Origin of the sequence: Novimethylophilus kurashikiensis (assembly GCF_003112435.1) — a bacterium.
Lineage (GTDB): Bacteria > Pseudomonadota > Gammaproteobacteria > Burkholderiales > Methylophilaceae > Novimethylophilus > Novimethylophilus kurashikiensis.
Genome location: NZ_BDOQ01000018.1, coordinates 37,897 through 57,131 on the forward strand (window position 1 = coordinate 37,897; position 19,235 = coordinate 57,131).

Below are 19,235 nucleotides of genomic sequence, written 5' to 3' on the forward strand. Positions count from 1 at the left end.
GGATTTTACTGCAAAGCGCTGAACCCAAAAAGAAAACCCGCCGGGAGGCGGGTCATGTATATAGGGATTGGCTAGAAGCGATAGCTGGCATTCAAGCCCAATAACCATGAGCGAGGCGTACCGGGCTCATAATATCGGCCGTTGAGGTCGCCCACGCGGATGGAGCTGACATAGTTCTTGTCGAAAATATTGTCCACGCGCAGGAATTCCGCCAGTGTCCATTGTTGTACTTGCTGGGTGAAACCGCCGCGCCAATTGACGAGGGTATAACTTGCAGCGGTTTCTGTATTGAGATCGTTGACATAAGCCTTGCTGTTATAGCGCGTCTCGAAGGCCGTGCTGAAACCGAGCGGCGCATATTTCCAGGAGAGCTCGGCATAAGCGCTGGAGCGATACACGCCCGGGATCTTGTTGCCGCTATCGACCGTTGCTACGCCTAGGCCTTTACCAAGGTTGCAGGGCGTCTCAGAACAGGTTGTGAAGGTGTCTCGATATTCGGCACTGATCCAGGTGTAGGCCGAATAGAAGTTGAACCCATGGGCCAATGCCGCATCCAGCGAAGCCTCCAGTCCGTGTCGTTCGGAACTGCCCGCATTTTGATAGGCAGCGCGACCGCTTTGATTGGTTGCAATCACGATTTCGTCATCCGTATCGATCTTGAACCAGGCTACATTCAAGCGTGCCGAATCACCCAACATCGTTTTAACACCCACCTCGTAATTCCTGCTCTTGCTGGGCTTGAGATCGAAATTGAGTCCGGCTTTAGTTAAATCCGGTCGATAAGCCATTTCAACGAAGGTCGGTGTTTCGAATCCTTTTCCTGCATTGACGTACACATTTGTCTGCTCCGTCAGTCGATACAGCACCCCTGCGACGGGCGTTGTCGCGGAATAGGTGGCCGTCCCGCTGTCGTCAAGATTGCCGGTGCGTATGTAATGATCGTTGGAATCGAAGTGGACTCGGGTGTGGCGAACGCCTGCAGTCAGCGACCAATTCTTGTTGGGGTCCCAACTGGCTTGGGCATATTGGTCGAAATTGGAAACCGTATCCGTCTCGTCCCGGCGTAGTGCACCTTTGACACCCAACAGGCTGCCGATGAAATTCTCATAGCCTTTGCGATCATCGGTCATGGTGTCGTAGTTGATCCCGACAGAGAGCGATACCGGTTGCCCGGCCAGGGTGTTCTTGTGCGTCCAGCGCAGGTCAGTGCCGCCGAAATCGCGGTCGATCTCGGCAACTCCGCCGCCGTGTTTGGGTGACGCTTGCAGTGTCGGGCTGATCGATTGGAATTGCAGGTTGTACCGCGTACCGTAATACCCCAGCACATGCACTTGGTTGTGGTCGTCGATGCCGTATTCCCAATCAAGCCCAGCTTGTTGGTGTCGCCGATTGACGCGCGTGTTGAATTTTTCGGCATCTGTGCCGGCTTGCTTTGGATCTTGCTTGAACTGGGTCTTGTCGAGGCCAAGCGGATCCTTGGTATCGGGTTGGTTAAGCGAGTCTGCGATCAAGGTCAGGCTGGAATTGCCGCCAAAGTCGTAACGAACCTTAGCATGACCGGTGTCGCGTGTTGCGTCGCTGTGCTGTCGATAGCCGTCCGTGCTTAAGTGGTTGGCGTTGAAGGTGTAATTGAGTGGGCCACCCTGTCCGCCTAAACTAAGACTATCGCGCTGCGTATTGTAGCTGCCGAATTCAACACCTCCTCCGATCGTCAAGTCCGGCGGGCCGTCCTTCGTAAAAATCTGCACCACACCGCCGGACGAGTTGCCATAGAGCGCAGAAAAAGGGCCTCGCAGGAATTCGACACGGCTCGCAGAATCTAGGTTGAAGGTCCCGGTCTGGCCTTGCCCGTCCGGCATGGACATGGGAATGCCGTCGGCATACAGCCGAACGCCGCGTACTCCAAATGCTGAGCGTGCGCCAAAGCCGCGCGTCGAGATGGCAAGGTCCTGGGCGTAATTGTTACGATTGCCAATATTGACGCCGGGTATGCGGGCGGCCGTTTCCGACAAATTGATCTGCGCTTGGCCGTCGCGTAGTGTTTCCCCGCTGACGGCGTCAATGGACATGGGGAGGTCGAAACTATTGGTTTCCTGCCGGGTGCCCGTCACGACGACTGGCGCTATCACAACGTTGCGATTTGCAAGGTCATTACCTTCCGGCGTTGCTTCCGGGGCAGGGGAGTCTGCCATTGCAGTGGAAGCCATGCTTGCAGCCAGGGCAAGAACGATTGTGCGATGAGCCATCATCAGGACCTTTAAATTAAGATAATAAAGTCCTGTAATTATGGCGGTCTGTGCGGTATTACACCATCAATAAAATCATGAATTAGAACAATGGTTTTTACACAATGCCTTCGAGCTGCTGCACCTGGACCGTGCTGCCTGCCTCGACATTACCGCAGGATTCTGGCAAGACGATAAAGCAGTTGGCTTCGCTCATCGACCGCAGAATGCCTGAGCCTTGATTACCAGTCACGGCGACAGTCCATTCGCCTTCTTCGCTCAGGCTTAATATTCCTCGTTGGAATTCAGTGCGCCCGGGTGCCTTGCGAATGGGCGTTGTACAACGCGCTTGCAGCAACGGTGCTGGACGGGCATCAGTTTGCCCCATCAGGAAGAGCAGCGCGTCACGCACGAATTGGTAGAACGTCACCATGACCGAGACTGGATTCCCCGGCAGGCCGAAATAATGGGCGTTGCCGATTTTTCCGTAAGCCAGCGGACGTCCCGGTTTCATGGCGATTTTCCAGAACACCACCTGGCCCAACTGATTGAGCAATGTTTTCATGTAATCGGCTTCGCCCACCGAGACGCCGCCGCTACTCAGCACTGCGTCCGCTGATTGCGAGGCCTCCAGCAGTGCTCGTTCCAGCAGCGCTGGGTCGTCCCGCACCACGCCCATATCGATGACCTCTACACCCAGCCGTGTCAACATGCTGTAAATCGTGTAGCGGTTGCTGTCGTAGACCTGCCCGGTTTCAAGCGACTGGCCGATACCCGCCAATTCGTCCCCGGTGGAGAAGAAAGCTACGCGCAAACGGCGATAAACCTTGATCTCGCCGATGCCGAGGGAGGCAATGAGGCCGATATCGGCCGGGCGCATCAAGTGCCCCACAGGCAACACGACTTGCCCGAGCTTCAGGTCTTCGCCGGCAAAACGACGGTTTTGTCCCGGCTTAGTGCCTGCGCCGAAGGTCACTTGTCCGTTTTCTGCCTTGGCATGTTCCTGCATGATGACCGTATCGGTGTTTTGCGGCATGACGGCGCCTGTCATGATACGCACGGCTTGGCCAGACTCTACCGGGCCTTCGTATGGCTTGCCGGCAAAAGCGGTGCCGATCACTTTAAGCGTCACCGTGCCTTCCGAGGGTAGGTCGCTGCTGTTGACCGCAAAGCCGTCCATGGCCGAATTGTCATGGTTAGGGACGTTGCAGGGCGATTGGATAGCCTCAGCCAGCACGCGACCTAACGCCGCCTTGAGGTCAACGGTTTCCGTGGCTTGAACCGGATTGAGGTAGTCGCGAATGAAGCGGCGTGCCTTGTCGACTGGCATCGAATTGGGATCGTAGTCGTCGGCGCAGCTGGCCTGGATGAAATCGGGGGAGGTCATGGTGTTGCTTTCTTGAATGGCATCGGCTGCTGCTGGTGCAGCCAATCGAGTACGAAATCAGCGATGGCCGCAGGGGTGTTGAGGTCAAGCACGGGCAAGGCTATCTCGACAGGACCGTCCGCGGCTACTGCGATAATGTGCGCGTCACTTGCAGCTTGCAATGGATTGCCGAGTACGGGGCGAAAAACTTCGATCTTGGGGATGGCGGCCGACTTGAAGCCTTCCACAAGCACCAAGTCCACCTGGTCTGCATCGAGGTGGGGCAGCAGCTCACCAAGGGTCACTTCTTCCTCGTCGTTCTCGGTGCGTGACCGTTCTGTCATGAGTGCCCAACGCTTGTTGGAGCCCAACAGCATTTGTACCGCACCGGCTTCGCGCAAGCGATAGCTGTCCTTACCCGGCTGGTCGATGTCGAAAGTGTGATGCGCATGCTTGACCACCGATAACCGCACGCCGCGGGTAACAAGCAGCGGGATAAGGCTGGTGAGCAGCGTTGTCTTGCCGATGCCGCTGCCCCAGGCGCAAAAGCCGAGCACGGGTTTGCCGAAATTCATTTCACGGCGTCCAGTTCCTGCGGAGTATTGATATTCATGAATGCTTCTGCCTCGTCGTCAAAATTGACTTCGACCAACTTTAAGGTCGCAAGCCAATCGCTCATTTTACGCCCGCCGGCGTCCAGAAACGCGGTCAACGAGGGCAGCAGGTCTTGTCGGCATAGGCAAAACACCGGATGCAATTGCCCTTCAGTCTTGGCGGCAGCAAGCTGGGCATTATCTTTTTTTAACGCCGCGGAAAGCCGAGCAACAAGGTCGGACGGAAGAAAGGGCGAATCGCAGGGGGCCGTGGCGATTAGCGGATGTCGTGCATGTATTAGCCCTGCTTGCAAACCCGCTAGTGGTCCGGCAAACCTCGATGTTGCATCCTGAATGACGGGATAACCAAGCTTGGCGTACATCTCGATGTTTTGGTTAGCGTTGATGAACAACTCATCGACCTGCGGAGCGAACCGTGCGGCGACATGGGCTGCCAACGGCTGACCTTTTAACGCAATCAAGCCTTTGTCCGTGCCGCCCATGCGTCGTCCCAGGCCGCCGGCGAGGAGGATGCCGCTGACATTCATCGTGTGGGGGGGCGTGCGAGGATTGGGTTGCCGACAGGCAGTATTGACAGTGCAGCCAACATCAGCCGCCCGTCATCGACATGAAGCGCACAACAGAAGGCTGGGCGCGACGGATATCGAAATCGTGGCCCTTGGGCTTGATCTGCATAGCGTCGATAATGGCTTGGCGCAAGGCGTCGTCGTCCTGGCCGCTGCGCAGGATGTGCATCAGGTCAACCTTGTCTTCCTGCCCCAGGCACAGGTAGAGCTCGCCTTTGCAGGTGACACGCACGCGGTTGCAGTCTTCGCAAAAATTATGGCTATGCGGCGAGATGAAGCCGATTTTGGTGCGGGTGCCGGCGACACGCCAGTATTTTGCCGGCCCGCCCGTGGTTTCCGCACTGGGCAACAAGTCATATTGCTCTTTAAGCAGACGTAGCGTTTCGTCGTTGCTGAACCAGCTGTTGGCGCGGCTGTGGTCGACTTCGCCGAGCGGCATTTCTTCGATGAAGGAAATATCCAGCTCGCCGCCGATAGCGAAATCGACCAGGTCGGTGAGTTCATGGTCGTTGATGCCGCGCATCATCACGGTGTTGAGCTTGATGTTGTCGAATCCGGCTTCTTTCGCGGCCTGAATGCCCGCCATGACTTTGTCTAACTCGCCTACTCGCGTGATTCGCTTGAACGTCTGATCATCCAGGCTATCCAGGCTGATGTTGACGCGCTTGACGCCGGCTTCGCGCAAATCCTTGGCGTAGCGGGCCAGCTGGGAACCATTGGTGGTAAGTGTGAGTTCGTGCAGGCCTTCGAGATGGCCGATATCCTGGAACAGTTTGAGAGCATCCTTGCGCACCATCGGCTCACCGCCAGTGATGCGCACCTTGGAAACACCGAGGTCGACGAATGCACGCACGATGCGGCCGCATTCTTCTAGCGAGAGGATTTCCTCGCGTGGCAAAAATTCCATGTCTTCGCCCATGCAATACACGCAGCGAAAATCGCAGCGGTCGGTAATAGAAAGTCGAACATAGGTGACTTTCCTGCCGAAGCGGTCGATAAGGGCGGGTGTCGAGGACATGGGCGCGATAAGCAGCGGTCAATATGAAGGTCGGGTCATTCTAGGAGCTTCTTCCAAACGAAACAACGCAACGGCAGAAGCTTAATTAGCTGAGTATTTTACTCAATTATTAGACTCAGGTCATCCGGCCGAAAGTTCATTCCGTCCATGGGGAATTTGATGCCACCGCGGAATGGTTAAGTGTTTTGCTTGTAGCAAACTGGGGCTTAGGCAAGAAGCGGAATCCTAGACCAGCAAGCCGCGATGTTCTTTAATAGCCGCGTTGACGATTTCATTCAGTTCAGTGCCGCTTTCTTCCGAGTAGGCCACGATGGCCTTGCGCATGCGTGGGTCCCAAAAACGCTTGATGTGGCTAGCAATGTCTTGCTCGGCTTGCTTGCGGTCTGGCTCGGCTTCGAAGAATTGGCCGATCTGGTTCGCCATTTTGACGAGGTTTTCGATATCCATGAAATTCCTTGGTTTTTAGTCTTAACAATTCAATTCGTACGATTCAATCCAAACGATGCGGATGGGTGTAAACAACGTGGCTGCGATGACGCGCAAATCCGATCAGCGTGAGTCCGGATTCCTCGGCAAGGTCGATCGCTAACCCTGTTGGGGCGGAGACAGCTGCGAGCAGTTCGATGCCTGCCGTTGCGGCTTTCTGTGCCATTTCGTAGCTTGCACGGCTGGTGATGAGTGCGAAGCCTTCCTGGGGCGAAACACCTTCGAGTGCCAGCTTGCCAACGAGTTTGTCCAACGCATTGTGTCGCCCGATATCTTCCTCTACCCACATCAGTTCGCCGTCTTGATTGGCCCACGCGGCCGCATGCACGGCTCCCGTAGCGGCTTGCAGTCGTTGCAAGCCGGGCAGGGCGTCGAGGGCTTTTTGCAAGACAGCTCGGCTGATTTTCAGCTTCTGCGTCGTCACCTTGGGATGGCGCTGCACTTGATCCAGGCTTTCGGTGCCGCACAAGCCGCAACCTGTGCGGCCAGCGAGGCTGCGTCGACGTTCCTTGAGGCCGGCGAAGCGTTCGGCGGAGATGGTCATTTGCAAGGCAATACCATGGCAATCGGGGACGACTTCCAGGTCGTACAATTCGGTACGGTTGCGCACGATACCTTCGGATAGGCTGAAGCCGAGCCCGAAGGGCTTGAGGCTGGTGGGGCTGGCAAGCATCACGGCGTGGGAGATGCCGTTGTAGACCATGGCTACCGGCACTTCTTCGATGACTTGATCGATCGCTTGAAGCATTTCCCCGCCTTGCCAGCGCGACACCATGCGGGCGCGCTGGACGGGGAATTGCGTATCTTCAGGGGCGGCGATGATCCGCGCAGCTTCCATCCGATTACTGGGCCTTGGCAGTCGCGCGTTGCTTGAGCAGGTCTTCCTGCTGGTCACTGAACGCACGATAGCGCTGCTGCCATTCCGAAGGCTGAGTCACCTTCATCACCTGAACCGCGGTCACCTTGTATTCCGGGCAATTGGTCGCCCAGTCGGAGTTATCCGTGGTAATGACGTTAGCGCCAGAGAACGGATGGTGGAATGTGGTATACACCACGCCCGGCTGCATGCGATCGGTGATCTTGGCATGCAGCACCGTTTCGCCTGCGCGGCTCTGGATGCCGACCCAATCTCCATCCGAAATGCCGCGATCCTCGGCGTCGTGCGGATGAATCTCCAGCACGTCCTCAGGATGCCAGGCCGAGTTGTTGGTCCGGCGAGTTTGTGCGCCCACGTTGTAGTGCGACAGGATACGGCCGGTGGTGAGGATGAGCGGGAATTTCGGCGTGACCTTTTCGTCCGTCGGAATGTAACGGGTGACGAAGAACTTGCCCTTGCCGCGCACGAACTGCTCTATGTGCATGATGGGGGTGCCGTCCGGCGCATCTTCATTGCAAGGCCACTGCACACTGCCCATCGCATCGATCTTGTCGTAGCTCACGCCGTGGAAAGTCGGGGTCAGGCGAGCGATTTCGTCCATGATCTCGGACGGATGGCTGTAGTTCATCGGGTAACCCAATGCGTTCGACAGCATCTGGGTGACTTCCCAGTCTTCCTTGCCGGCCAACGGTGGCATGACCTTGCGCACCGGCGAGATACGGCGTTCGGCGTTGGTGAACGTGCCGTTCTTCTCCAGGAACGAAGAGCCAGGGAAGAATACGTGGGCGAACTTGGCGGTTTCGTTGAGGAACAGGTCCTGCACCACCACGCATTCCATGGCTTCGAGCGCGGAGGTCACGTGCTGGGTGTTGGGGTCGGATTGCGCGATGTCTTCGCCTTCGACGTAGAGACCCTTATAGGTACCGTCCAGCGCCGCTTCGAACATGTTGGGGATGCGCAGGCCGGGTTCGTTGCTCAACGATACACCCCAGGCCGATTCGAACAGCGTGCGTGCGGTGTTGTCTGACACGTGGCGATAACCCGGCAACTCGTGCGGGAAGGAGCCCATGTCGCAAGAGCCCTGCACGTTGTTCTGCCCGCGCAGCGGATTGACGCCCACACCTTGACGACCGATGTTGCCGGTGGCCATGGCAAGGTTGGCAATAGCCAGCACCATGGTGGAACCCTGGCTGTGCTCAGTCACGCCCAAGCCGTAATAGATGGCGGCATTGCCGCCTGTGGCGTAGAGACGCGCGGCTTCACGCAACTGCTTGGCTGGTACGCCGCTCGCGGCCTCCAATTCTTCCGGCGAGTTTTCGGCGCGGGCAACGAATTCACGCCAGGCTTCGAATTCCTTGGGTTCGCAACGCTCGGCCACGAATGCTTCGTTCACCAGGCCCTCGGTTACGATGACGTGGGCCAAGGCATTGGCGACAGCCACGTTGGTGCCGGGACGCAGCTTGAGGTGGTAATCGGCCTTAATGTGCGGCGACTTGACCAGGTCGATGCGGCGCGGATCGACGACGATCAGCTTGGCACCCTCGCGCAGCCGACGCTTCATCTGTGAGCCGAACACAGGATGGCCGTCGGTCGGGTTGGCGCCGATCACCATGATCACGTCGGCTTCCATGACCGAATCGAAGGTCTGCGTGCCGGCGGATTCGCCCAGCGTTTGCTTCAGGCCGTAACCGGTGGGCGAGTGGCAGACGCGAGCACAGGTGTCGACGTTGTTGTTGCCGAAGGCGGCACGCACCAGTTTTTGCACCAGATAGGTTTCTTCATTAGTGCAGCGGGATGACGTAATGCCGCCCACCGAATCCTTGCCGTACTTGGCCTGGATTTCCTTGAAGCGCTTGGCGGCATAGGCGACGGCTTCTTCCCAACTGACTTCCTTCCAAGGATCGCTGATGTTGTCGCGGATCATCGGGGTGGTGATGCGATCCTTGTGCGTAGCATAACCCCAGGCGAAGCGGCCCTTCACGCAGCTGTGGCCGTGGTTGGCATGACCATCCTTGTTGGGCGTCATATTCACGACTTGGTTGCCCTTCATCTCGGCCTTGAACGAGCAGCCGACGCCGCAGTAAGCGCAGGTGGTAATGACGGAATGCTCGGGTTGGCCGTGCTGGATGATGGACTTTTCCATTAGGGTGGCGGTCGGACAGGCCTGCACGCAGGCGCCGCAGGAGACGCATTCCGAATCGAGGAAGTCTTCCATCATTCCCGCAGAAACTCTAGACTCAAAGCCGCGGCCATCGATAGTGAGCGCAAACGTGCCTTGCGTTTCCTCGCAGGCGCGGACGCAACGGTTGCAGACGATGCACTTGGAGGGATCGTAGGTGAAGTAAGGATTGGATTCATCCTTGACGCTCTTGAGATGGTTTTCGCCATCGTAGCCGTAACGCACTTCGCGCAAGCCTACTGCCCCGGCCATGTCTTGCAGTTCGCAATCGCCGTTGGCGGCACAGGTAAGGCAATCCAGCGGGTGGTCGGAGATGTAAAGCTCCATAACACCACGGCGGATATCCGCGAGTTTTGGCGTCTGGGTTTTAACCTTCATGCCGTTGTCGGCCAAGGTGGTGCAGGAGGCCGGGTAGCCACGGCGCCCCTCTACTTCCACCAGGCACAACCGACAGGAGCCGAACGGTTCCAGGCTATCGGTCGCACAAAGCTTGGGAATCTCGACACCGGCTTCGGCGGCTGCCCGCAAGAGCGAGGTGCCTTCCGGGACGGAGACTTCGATTCCGTCGATGTCGAGTGTGACCAGCTTTTCAGACACCCGTGCCGGGGTGCCATAATCCATCGAGTTACATCCACCGCTACCGCAATTGCATGCCATGATTCTGTTCCTCTTTACGCAGCCTGCTGATTCTTCTTCAGGCCGAAATCTTCCGGGAAGTGGTTGAGTGCCGACAGCACCGGATAAGGTGTCATACCGCCCAAGGCGCAAAGTGAGCCGTTGAGCATGGTGTCGGAAAGATCGCGCAACAACTGGACGTTGGCGGCATGGTCTGTTCCGGCGATGATTTTGTCGACGACTTCGACCCCGCGGGTGGAGCCGATGCGGCAAGGTGTACATTTGCCGCAGGATTCGATGGCGCAGAATTCCATGGCGTAACGGGCCATGTGGGCCATGTCGACAGTGTCGTCAAAGGCTACGATGCCGCCGTGGCCGAGCACTGCCCAGAGATTGGCGAATGCTTCATAGTCCAACGGCGTATCGAATTGTGATTCCGGAAGATAGGCGCCCAAGGGGCCGCCCACCTGAACGGCACGAATCGGCCGGCCTGAAGCCGAACCACCCCCGTAGTCGTATAGCAACTCCCGTAAAGTGACACCGAATGCTTTTTCGACCAGTCCGCAGTGCTTTAAGTTTCCTGCGAGCTGGATCGGTAGCGTACCGCGGGAACGGCCCATGCCGTAATCGCGATAGAAGGCGCCGCCTTTGTCCAGAATGATGGGGACCGAAGCGAGCGAAATCACGTTGTTGATGATCGTCGGCTTGCCGAACAGACCTTCTATGGCGGGGAGCGGCGGCTTGAAACGCACGATACCGCGCTTGCCTTCCAGGCTTTCTAGCAAGGACGTTTCTTCGCCGCACACATAAGCGCCGGCGCCGCGACGGACTTCCAGGTGGAAGGTCTTGCCGCTGCCCAGAATGTTTTCGCCGAGATAGCCCTTGGTGAGTGCAACAGCAATGGCTTCGTTCAGTACTTGCAATGCATGGGGATATTCGGAGCGCAGGTAGATATAGCCCTGCGTTGCTCCCACGGCGATGCCGGCAATGGTCATGCCTTCGATCAGCACGAAGGGGTCGCCTTCCATGATCATGCGGTCGGAATAGGTGCCTGAGTCGCCTTCGTCGGCGTTGCAGACGATGTATTTCTGGTCAGCAGCGGTGTTCAGCACCGTATTCCACTTGATGCCGGTGGGGAACGCTGCGCCGCCGCGACCGCGCAGTCCGGAGTCCGTGACTTCCTTGACGACTTCGGCGCCGCTCATCTGGAGAGCACGCCTGAGGCCACGATAGCCGTCATGGGCAAGATAGTCGTCGAGTGAAACAGGATCGGTGATGCCGACGCGAGCGAAGGTCAGGCGTTCCTGGTTTTTCAGGTAGGCGATTTCTTCCATCAGGCCCAGGCGCAGCGCATGTTCGCCACCGGTCAAAAAGTTTTGATCGAACAGGCCAGGCACATCTTGAGGTTGTACGGGGCCGTAGGCGATGCGGCCTTGCGCGGTCTCAACCTCGACCAGAGGTTCTAGCCAGAACAAGCCGCGCGAGCCGTTACGGATGATATCGACGCTGATGCCGCGCTTGGAAGCTTCGACCAGGATGGCCATCGCCACCTCGTCGGCACCCAAGGATAAAGCGCTGGAGTCGCGCGGGACATAAACCTTGGTGCTCATTGCGATGCCTTTCTTGCATTGTTCAGCAACTGCTCGAGCCGGTCGGGCGTGACACGGCCGTAGACGTTATCGTCGATCATGACGGCCGGCGAGCAGGCACAGTTGCCCAAACAAAAAACGGGCTCCAGAGAAAACTCTTGGTCGCCCGTTGTTTCGTGGAAATCGATGCCGAGATGTTGTTTGGCATGTTCCGTTAATTTTTCACTCCCCATCGCCTGGCAGGATTCGGCTTGGCAAATCTGCACTGTATGGCGGCCGGGAGGGGTTTGGCGGAAGTAGTGGTAGAAGGTGATGACACCGTGAACTTCTGCCCGTGAGAGATTGAGCGCATCGGCGATCACGGGGACGGCATCCTCTGGGATGTGGCCGATGCTGTCTTGTATTCCATGCAATATCGGCAACAGTGCGCCAGGTTGGTCCTTCATTCGCGAAATCGCGTCCTGCACCGCTTGTCGGTTTAGGTCCTGCTGAGTCATGTCGATCCCAAATTTTTTATAAAGTCTCGGACTGATGGTCGGGTATTCGGAAAGATGCTCGATCGAGAGATATCAGCGAATACTGCATGCCCTGAAAACAAGGCGAGGCCACCCCTACAACAGAATAAATATAGCCATGCGGTTAAGGGGCGTCAACTTGGAATAATTAAATTATGGGTATAAAGAAGCTTAACCGATGCCGAGTCGCTTTACCTTGCGGTAAAGCGTGGCCCGACTAATGCCTAAGTGCTTGGCGGCAATGGTGATGTTGCCGTGATGTTCGGCGATGGCCCGCCGGATGAGTTGGCCTTCAGCTGTCGGCAGGCTGGGTTGGGGCAAATCTGGAAAATCGGATGTAGAAGCTGTGCGCAGTTCATCAAGGAAATCTTCGGGCAAATGGTGCGGATACACGACGGCATCGTCATCGATGAACGCGAGTGCGGTCCTCAACACATTGCGCAGTTGCCGGATATTGCCGGGCCAAGGGTGACGCTTGAACAGCGCCAGCGTTTCCCGATCCAGTTTGACGGAAGTACGGCTCTCTTCATCCAGGATTTGCTCGGCAAGTGCGGAGAGATCATCGCGGTCGCGCAGCGGCGGCAAAACGATGCGCAAACCGTTGAGGCGGTAATACAGATCTTCGCGGAAACGCGAGGATTCAACCAAAGACTTCAATTGGTGATTGGTGGCGGAGATGACCGCAATATCTACTGGCAGGCTCTTGGGGCTACCCAGGGGGGTCAATTCCCGTTCCTGCAACACCCGCAGCAAACGGGCCTGCAAGGCCATCGGCATATCGCCGATTTCGTCCAGAAACAGTGTGCCACCATGCGCCTGCATGATTTTGCCGCGCGCTCCACTACGTTTGGCTCCGGTAAAGGCGCCATCTTCATAGCCGAACAGTTCCGCCTCGATCAGCCCTTCGGGAATCGATGCGCAGTTAATTGCGACAAACGGCCCTTTATGGCGCGGGCCGGAAGCATGGATGGCTTTAGCGAGAAGCTCCTTGCCGGTGCCAGTTTCGCCCTCGATCAGGATAGCGATGTCGCGCCCCGCGATTTTCTTGAGGGCGGAAATGGCGCGCGTCAATTGCGGATCGCCCGTATTCAGCGTATCTAGGGGAGCCTCTAATACCGCGGATTCAGCCAATTTGTTTTTTGCGCTGTTGTTGCCTGTCGGCTTGCGCGTTGAGGGCGGCACATCAGCCTCGATCTTGGCATAGAGCGGGTTGCCCTGGCTGGTTCGCAAGGTTTGGTAGCGCGAGCCTGTGCGGTATTGGAGGTCGAGCAGGGCTTCCAGAGTGCTATCGAAAAGCTTACCGAATTCGGTGCCGGTCAGAGGTTCATGCAGGTTCAGTCCGAGCAGCCGTTGTGCATTCTTATTGATGGCGAGCAGCTTGCCGACGGGCGAAAAAACAGCGATGCCTTCCCACAAGGTGCCGACAAATTCCGGGCGGGTGTGAAAATGCAAGGTGATGTCGCGCGGGAATTCCGCTGTAAACAGGCGATTCTCGATCATCTGCGCCGACATTCTTACCAGGGCCAGGGTATGGGCCTGCGGCTGGCGGTGGTCTCCAGAGATGTCTAGTACGCCGATGATTTTTCCATAGGGATCGAGAATGGGAGCGGCAGAACAATTAAGGAATGCGTTGCGCGCGAAGTAATGCTCTTCACCCATTACCATGACCGGCGTTTGCTCGACCAGAGCCGTACCGATGGCATTGGTACCCGTGTTTTCCTCGCACCATGAAACTCCGGGCTGCAATGCGACGCGTTCGGCTTTCGATACAAAGGTCGGATTGCCCAAGGCGTGCAGGATGGTGCCCTGCGCATCGGTGAGGATCACCATGTTTTGCGTGCCGGCGATCTGTGCGTGCAGGTTCTCCATCTCCGGCTGCGCCTGATGCAGCAAACGGGCATTACTTTCGCAGATTTCCGAAAGCGCCTGATGCGGCAATGGCTCGATACGCATCGCCATATCTGCCGGCAATCCTGTACTGATGCAGCGCGACCAGGAGCGTTCGATGGGCTCCGGCAGCACGCCCGTCGGTACGGTCCCATCCAGCAACTGGAGCCGGGCAGAGGCAATGCGATTAGAGGCGAGCGAACGGGCCATAAGTGCGGCTAGTGGAAAGCGAATCGTCTCATTTTGAGACGATGGTGTTGCAGTGGATTGAGATTGAGACGGTGCGACATAAAGATTTATTGGCGCAAGCTTATCTGTTTCAACGGGTTACATGAGTTTGTGCTGTCTGGCACAGTTGATGCAATGCATCATACTCCATAACTTTTGCCATGCATAACGGGAAAAGGATGGAGAAAACTAAGGAGAGAGGGCGATCATCGCCATGAGCGTCGAGGCGGGGCGGAATATTCTCAGCCTCATGCTGAAGACCGATAAGATTGACAGGAGATATCAATGATTTATGCATTCCCGGGCGAAGCCGGAGCCAAGGTTCAGTACAAACCCAAGTATGACAATTTCATCGGCGGCAAATGGGTAGCTCCTACCAAGGGTGAGTACTTCGATGTCATCACCCCGATCACCGGCAAGGTATACACCAAGGCTGCGCGTTCGAGCGCAGAAGATGTCGAACTCGCGCTGGATGCAGCGCATGCTGCGGCCGACCAGTGGGGCCGTACCCCAGTTGGCGTACGCGCAAATATTTTGCTCAAGATCGCAGATCGCCTTGAAGAAAATCTCGAGCTCCTGGCTTATGCCGAAACCGTGGACAACGGCAAGCCGATCCGCGAAACGCTGAACGCCGATGTTCCGCTCAGTATCGACCATTTCCGTTACTTCGCAGGTTGCTTGCGTGCCCAGGAAGGCACGTTGAGTGAGATCGACGAACAAACCGTTGCTTATCACTTCCACGAGCCGCTCGGTGTCGTGGGCCAGATTATTCCCTGGAACTTCCCGCTGCTGATGGCTGCCTGGAAGCTGGCACCCGCCATCGGTGCTGGTAACTGTGTCGTGTTGAAGCCCGCCGAATCGACCCCGATCAGCATCCTGGTCTTGGCTGAACTCATCGCCGACCTGCTGCCCCCGGGCGTGTTGAACATCGTCAACGGTTACGGCCGTGAAGTCGGCATGCCGCTGGCGACCAGCACGCGCATTGCCAAGATTGCCTTCACCGGTTCCACCGCGACCGGTCGCATCATCGCGCAAGCCGCAGCTAACAGCCTGATTCCCGCAACGCTGGAACTGGGCGGCAAGTCGCCTAACGTCTTCTTTGAGGACATCGCCGCTTTCGATGACGATTTCTTCGATAAGGCCGTTGAAGGCCTGGTGCTGTTTGCCTTCAACCAGGGCGAGGTCTGCACCTGCCCGTCTCGTGCCATCATCCAGGAATCCGTTTACGACAAGTTCATGGAGCGCGTGTTGCCGCGTGTTGAGGCCATCAAGCAAGGTAACCCGCTGGATACCGAAACCATGATCGGTGCCCAGGCTTCCGATATTCAAGTCGAGAAGATTTGTTCCTACCTCGACCTCGGCAAGCAGGAAGGCGCGCAATTGTTGGCTGGCGGTTCCCGTGCACAACTGGGCGGTGAATTGGGCGGCGGCTATTACATTCAGCCTACGCTGTTCAAGGGCCACAACAAGATGCGCATCTTCCAGGAAGAAATCTTCGGCCCGGTCTTGGCCGTGACCACTTTCAAGGATGAAGCTGAAGCGCTGGCCATCGCCAACGACACGGTATACGGTCTGGGTGCTGGTGTTTGGAGCCGTGACGGTAGCCGTGCCTACCGCATGGGTCGTGGTATCAAGGCCGGCCGAGTCTGGACCAACTGCTACCATGCCTATCCTGCACACGCTGCCTTCGGCGGGTACAAGGAATCGGGTATCGGTCGCGAAACGCACCAGATGATGCTGGATCACTACCAGCAAACCAAGAACCTCTTGGTGAGCTACAGCCCCAAGAAGCTGGGCTTCTTCTAATCCAGGTTTGAATTTGAGCTGATCAAGGCCCCCGAATTTCGGGGGCCTTTTTGTTGGAGGTGGAATATGATCGAACGCGTATCGGCGACCCCGGAAGCACTACGCTTGATCGGTTTGTTGATCGACGAGCACGGCCCGGTGATGTTTTTTCAATCCGGCGGCTGCTGTGAGAACAGCGCTCCGCTGTGTTATCCCGAGGGTGAATTCAAGACCAGCCCGCACGATGTGTATTTGGGGGAAGTCGGCGGTGCGCCGTATTACATGGGGCACCGGGATTTTGAGTTTTGGCAGAACACCCACTTGATTGTGGATGTGGTGGACGGACGCGGCGGCACGTTTGCCCTGGATGCCCCGGAAGGCAAGACTTTCATTTGCCGCTCGCGTTTGTTTACCGACGAGGAGTTGGCTGAGCTTGCCGCTCAGCCGCGTTGAAACAGGCGGAAGCTCTCGTGGCGGTCGCTTGGGCGTTTGCCTTGCCAGATGAGCTTCCATCCCGGCCCTAGGTCGACCTTGGCACGGTCGCGTTCGTCCTGAATCAGGTAAAGATTGCAATTGCCCGCTGAACTGGATTTACCTTGGACCACAGCCACATCGATGTGGTAATCCAATGCCGCACGTTGGCCTTCGCCCATGTCTCGCCCAATGATGCATGAATAGGTACTCGGCATGGCGTGTCGCATGCCGGAAAATACCCCTTGATAGCTCTTGGATGCGTCTAGCCAGGGCAGCCACAATGTCATCGCCAACCCCCATACCATGGTCATGCCTACCGCCCAGTCGGTAACCACGGCGCGGTTGCTGCGCTTATTAGTTTTAAACACCACGCCTACCCATACCAACGTTACCAGCGCCGCAAAAATAAAGGCAACCAGGCTGAATCCGGGCGTATAGGTGGGGGAGAGTTTATGCATGCGCTCGGCGAGCTTGGCGGGGAGTCCGCTCATCATGGCGAACCAGCCCAGCCAGATCAGGAAGCCGAAGGTGCCGAACAGCATCAGCCCAAACCAATCTAATGCACTTGCGGCGCTTCGCCGTAAGGTTTCGACGGCGGGCGTCGCCAGCATGGCGATCGGCAGCAGCATCGGTAGGGCATTGATGTCACGGCTGCTCGCACTGGTACCCAGTACTGCCAGCAGGATCAGCAGAAAGAGTAGCGGTAACTCAACGGAAGCATGATCCGGCTTGGTGCGCCATAATGTCCATACAGCCAAAGGCAGGGCGGGCCAAGCATACCAACTCAATGTTTTGAGGAAATACAGAAAGCTGAGGTTGCCTAAACCGGCGCTGGTTAACCAATGTTCGTGCAAGGCCGGAAACTGATGCTTGAGTGTCAGGAGCCAGGGCGCAATCCAGGGGGATGCCGTCGCTGCTGCGATCAGCAGGACGCCCAAGTAAGAGCGCTGACGCCAATGAATGAACAGCAGAGGCAGCAAAAGCGCGCAGGCCAAAATGACTTCAAGCGGTTGCACGCCCTTGGAAAAAAACGCAATGCCCGCACCTGTGCCGAGCAGCAGTCCGGCGCGAATTGCGCGCCGTGGTGCCAGTGCCAAGCCATAAAAAGCCATCGCATAGCCAGCCAGTCCGGCGACGTCCGGCGTCAGCATGTGCGCAGAGAACACCAAGCCGATGGAGCCGATGAAAATCAGGGTGGCTTGGCGACCTGAGCCTATACCCCAGAGCTCGCGCCCTGCCATGCCGACTAGGGTCAGTGCCAGCCCCATCCATAACCCGGTGACAATACGTGCCGCGTCATGCATGGGCAGCAGCGGGGATAACAGTTTGGTAAAGAAGGCGGCGGTCAGGTAATAAAGCGGCGGATTGTCGATATCTGGCACGCCCGCCAGTGTCGGCACGGCCCAATGTCCGCCCAACACGTAGTGCTTGACGATGCTCATGGTCTGGAGCTCGTCGGGTTTCCAGGGCGTATGCCCGATCAGGCCGAAACACACCCATAGCAGGCTCAGCAGCAACAGCAGGTTGGTTTTTGCACGCTCGCCGATTTTCGGTTTGGGCGTTGCGAAAACCGCTTGCCAATCGTGTTCCATTTCAATGGACATAAGCGCCGGAGTTCCTGTTCGTATAGGTGTGGGTTGTCTTGCTTATTTTAGCGCGCGTGCCGCACAAATGAAAAAGGCAGCCTAAGCTGCCTTTTGAGCATTGGCGATTGCCAATGGGTATTACATGCCGTACTTCTGGCGGAACTTCTCAACGCGACCGGCGGTGTCAACGATCTTTTGCTTGCCCGTGTAGAACGGATGGCACTGGGAGCAAACTTCGATGTGCAGATCCTTGCAGTTGGTGGAGCGCGTCTTGAAGCTGGTGCCGCAACTGCAAGTCACGTTGATTTCTTCGTAATTCGGATGGGTTTCGGGCTTCATGCTCTAATGTCCTTGGATGCTATCGCGGAAAACCTGCGATTATCAATGAATTAATAAAATTATTCAAGGCCTGTCGCGTTGGTCTGAATTTTCTGTTAGACAGGATTGGGAATGTCGATGAACTGATGATCCAGGCCGAAGCGCTGAGCCAGATGTTCGCCCAGTGCGCGGATGCCACCGCGCTCCGTCGCATGGTGGCCTGCAGCGATAAAGGCGACCCCGGATTCGCGTGCAAGATGTACGGAATGCTCGGAAATTTCCCCGGTCAGGAATGCGTCGACGTCGAGCTCGACGGCGAGCTTGAGATAATCCTGCGCGGCACCGCTACACCAGGCGATCCGGCGAATTTCTTGATTGGAATCGCCGATGATGAGCGGCCGGTGCTCGAGTTCGCGTTCGATATTCGAGCCCAACTGCGCAAGGCTGAGAGGCGCTTGCACGTGTCCGTAGGCCCCGATTTGCTGCTCGCCGAACCAGCCTGCTATATCGAATCCCAGAAGCCTGGCTAACTGGGCATTGTTACCCAGTTCGGGGTGAGCATCCAAAGGGAGGTGGTAGCCGATCAGGTTAATATCACGTTCGAGCAGGAATTTGAGCCTTTTGTGGCGCGTGCCTACTACGCGGCTGTCGTCGTTTTTCCAGAACCAGCCGTGATGTACGAGAATCGCGTCGGCACCCGCTTCGGCCGCTTTTTCCAGCAGGGCCAGGCTGGCCGAGACGCCGGTGACCACGGTAGTAATTTCGGAACGTCCTTCCACTTGCAGTCCGTTCGGGCTGTAATCGCGGAAACGGCCGACTTCGAGCAACTGTCCGGTATAATCCAGCAGTGTTTTGATATCCATTAATGCTCCATACTCAATGACTTCCGCGAGGTGCCGGAAGGTGA

General features: G+C 57.0%; 16 protein-coding genes. 2 read left to right on the top strand and 14 right to left on the bottom strand.

Translation table 11 applies throughout. The features are described from left to right. Window positions 1-71: 71 nt before the first annotated feature. From NMK_RS14445 to NMK_RS14495, 11 genes are all read right to left on the bottom strand, one after another. Window positions 72-2,207 carry a TonB-dependent receptor family protein gene (locus NMK_RS14445; RefSeq protein ID WP_181376299.1) on the bottom strand — a complete coding sequence of 712 codons (2,136 nt, stop codon included), beginning with the start codon at window positions 2,205-2,207 and terminating at the stop codon, window positions 72-74. A 136-nt stretch (window positions 2,208-2,343) separates the two neighbouring features. After that, window positions 2,344-3,612: a molybdopterin molybdotransferase MoeA gene (gene moeA, locus NMK_RS14450; RefSeq protein ID WP_109016474.1), complete on the bottom strand. Its 1,269-nt coding sequence runs from the start codon at window positions 3,610-3,612 to the stop codon at window positions 2,344-2,346. After that, a complete protein-coding gene (gene mobB / locus NMK_RS14455; RefSeq protein ID WP_109016475.1) occupies window positions 3,609-4,166 on the bottom strand; it encodes a molybdopterin-guanine dinucleotide biosynthesis protein B in 558 nt (185 codons plus the stop codon). The genes moeA and mobB overlap by 4 nt, the downstream gene beginning before the upstream one ends. Next, window positions 4,163-4,732, bottom strand: a complete 570-nt coding sequence (gene mobA, locus NMK_RS14460) for a molybdenum cofactor guanylyltransferase MobA (protein ID WP_109016476.1) — start codon at window positions 4,730-4,732, stop codon at window positions 4,163-4,165. Before mobA ends, mobB begins: the two co-directional genes overlap by 4 nt. A gap of 61 nt (window positions 4,733-4,793) precedes the next feature. Continuing rightward, complete coding sequence (gene moaA / locus NMK_RS14465) at window positions 4,794-5,789, bottom strand: GTP 3',8-cyclase MoaA (protein ID WP_109016477.1); 996 nt, start codon at window positions 5,787-5,789, stop codon at window positions 4,794-4,796. Between the two features lie 225 nt (window positions 5,790-6,014). Then, window positions 6,015-6,236 (bottom strand): formate dehydrogenase subunit delta, encoded by a 222-nt coding sequence (locus NMK_RS14470; protein WP_109016478.1) that lies wholly within the window; start codon window positions 6,234-6,236, stop codon window positions 6,015-6,017. Window positions 6,237-6,279: 43 nt separating this feature from the next. After that, a complete protein-coding gene (gene fdhD / locus NMK_RS14475; protein ID WP_227871518.1) occupies window positions 6,280-7,113 on the bottom strand; it encodes a formate dehydrogenase accessory sulfurtransferase FdhD in 834 nt (277 codons plus the stop codon). A 4-nt stretch (window positions 7,114-7,117) separates the two neighbouring features. Continuing rightward, window positions 7,118-9,988 carry a formate dehydrogenase subunit alpha gene (fdhF, locus tag NMK_RS14480; protein WP_109016479.1) on the bottom strand — a complete coding sequence of 957 codons (2,871 nt, stop codon included), beginning with the start codon at window positions 9,986-9,988 and terminating at the stop codon, window positions 7,118-7,120. 14 nt (window positions 9,989-10,002) lie between these two features. Next, complete coding sequence (locus NMK_RS14485) at window positions 10,003-11,556, bottom strand: formate dehydrogenase beta subunit (RefSeq protein ID WP_109016480.1); 1,554 nt, start codon at window positions 11,554-11,556, stop codon at window positions 10,003-10,005. Continuing rightward, on the bottom strand, window positions 11,553-12,032 hold the full coding sequence (locus tag NMK_RS14490) for a formate dehydrogenase subunit gamma (protein ID WP_109016481.1): 480 nt from the start codon (window positions 12,030-12,032) through the stop codon (window positions 11,553-11,555). The genes NMK_RS14485 and NMK_RS14490 overlap by 4 nt, the downstream gene beginning before the upstream one ends. A gap of 189 nt (window positions 12,033-12,221) precedes the next feature. Further along, a complete protein-coding gene (locus NMK_RS14495) occupies window positions 12,222-14,147 on the bottom strand; it encodes a sigma-54-dependent Fis family transcriptional regulator (protein WP_109016482.1) in 1,926 nt (641 codons plus the stop codon). A 303-nt stretch (window positions 14,148-14,450) separates the two neighbouring features. Here NMK_RS14495 and adh point away from each other — a divergent pair, with 303 nt between their 5' ends. Together adh and NMK_RS14505 are read left to right on the top strand one after the other, a co-directional pair. Beyond that, window positions 14,451-15,971, top strand: coding sequence for an aldehyde dehydrogenase (gene adh, locus NMK_RS14500; protein WP_109016483.1), 1,521 nt, complete (start codon window positions 14,451-14,453; stop codon window positions 15,969-15,971). 66 nt (window positions 15,972-16,037) lie between these two features. After that, window positions 16,038-16,403 carry a DUF779 domain-containing protein gene (locus NMK_RS14505; RefSeq protein ID WP_109016484.1) on the top strand — a complete coding sequence of 122 codons (366 nt, stop codon included), beginning with the start codon at window positions 16,038-16,040 and terminating at the stop codon, window positions 16,401-16,403. Here the strand turns inward: NMK_RS14505 and NMK_RS14510 are convergent. The 3 genes from NMK_RS14510 to NMK_RS14520 form a co-directional block, all read right to left on the bottom strand. After that, the gene (locus tag NMK_RS14510; protein WP_109016485.1) at window positions 16,391-18,028 is read right to left on the bottom strand and encodes an ArnT family glycosyltransferase; all 1,638 of its coding nucleotides are present in this window, start codon (window positions 18,026-18,028) and stop codon (window positions 16,391-16,393) included. The genes NMK_RS14505 and NMK_RS14510 overlap by 13 nt on opposite strands. Before the next feature lie 120 nt (window positions 18,029-18,148). Beyond that, window positions 18,149-18,349, bottom strand: a complete 201-nt coding sequence (rpmE, locus tag NMK_RS14515) for a 50S ribosomal protein L31 (protein WP_109016486.1) — start codon at window positions 18,347-18,349, stop codon at window positions 18,149-18,151. A 95-nt stretch (window positions 18,350-18,444) separates the two neighbouring features. Beyond that, complete coding sequence (locus NMK_RS14520; protein WP_109016487.1) at window positions 18,445-19,191, bottom strand: Nif3-like dinuclear metal center hexameric protein; 747 nt, start codon at window positions 19,189-19,191, stop codon at window positions 18,445-18,447. Window positions 19,192-19,235 lie beyond the last annotated feature (44 nt).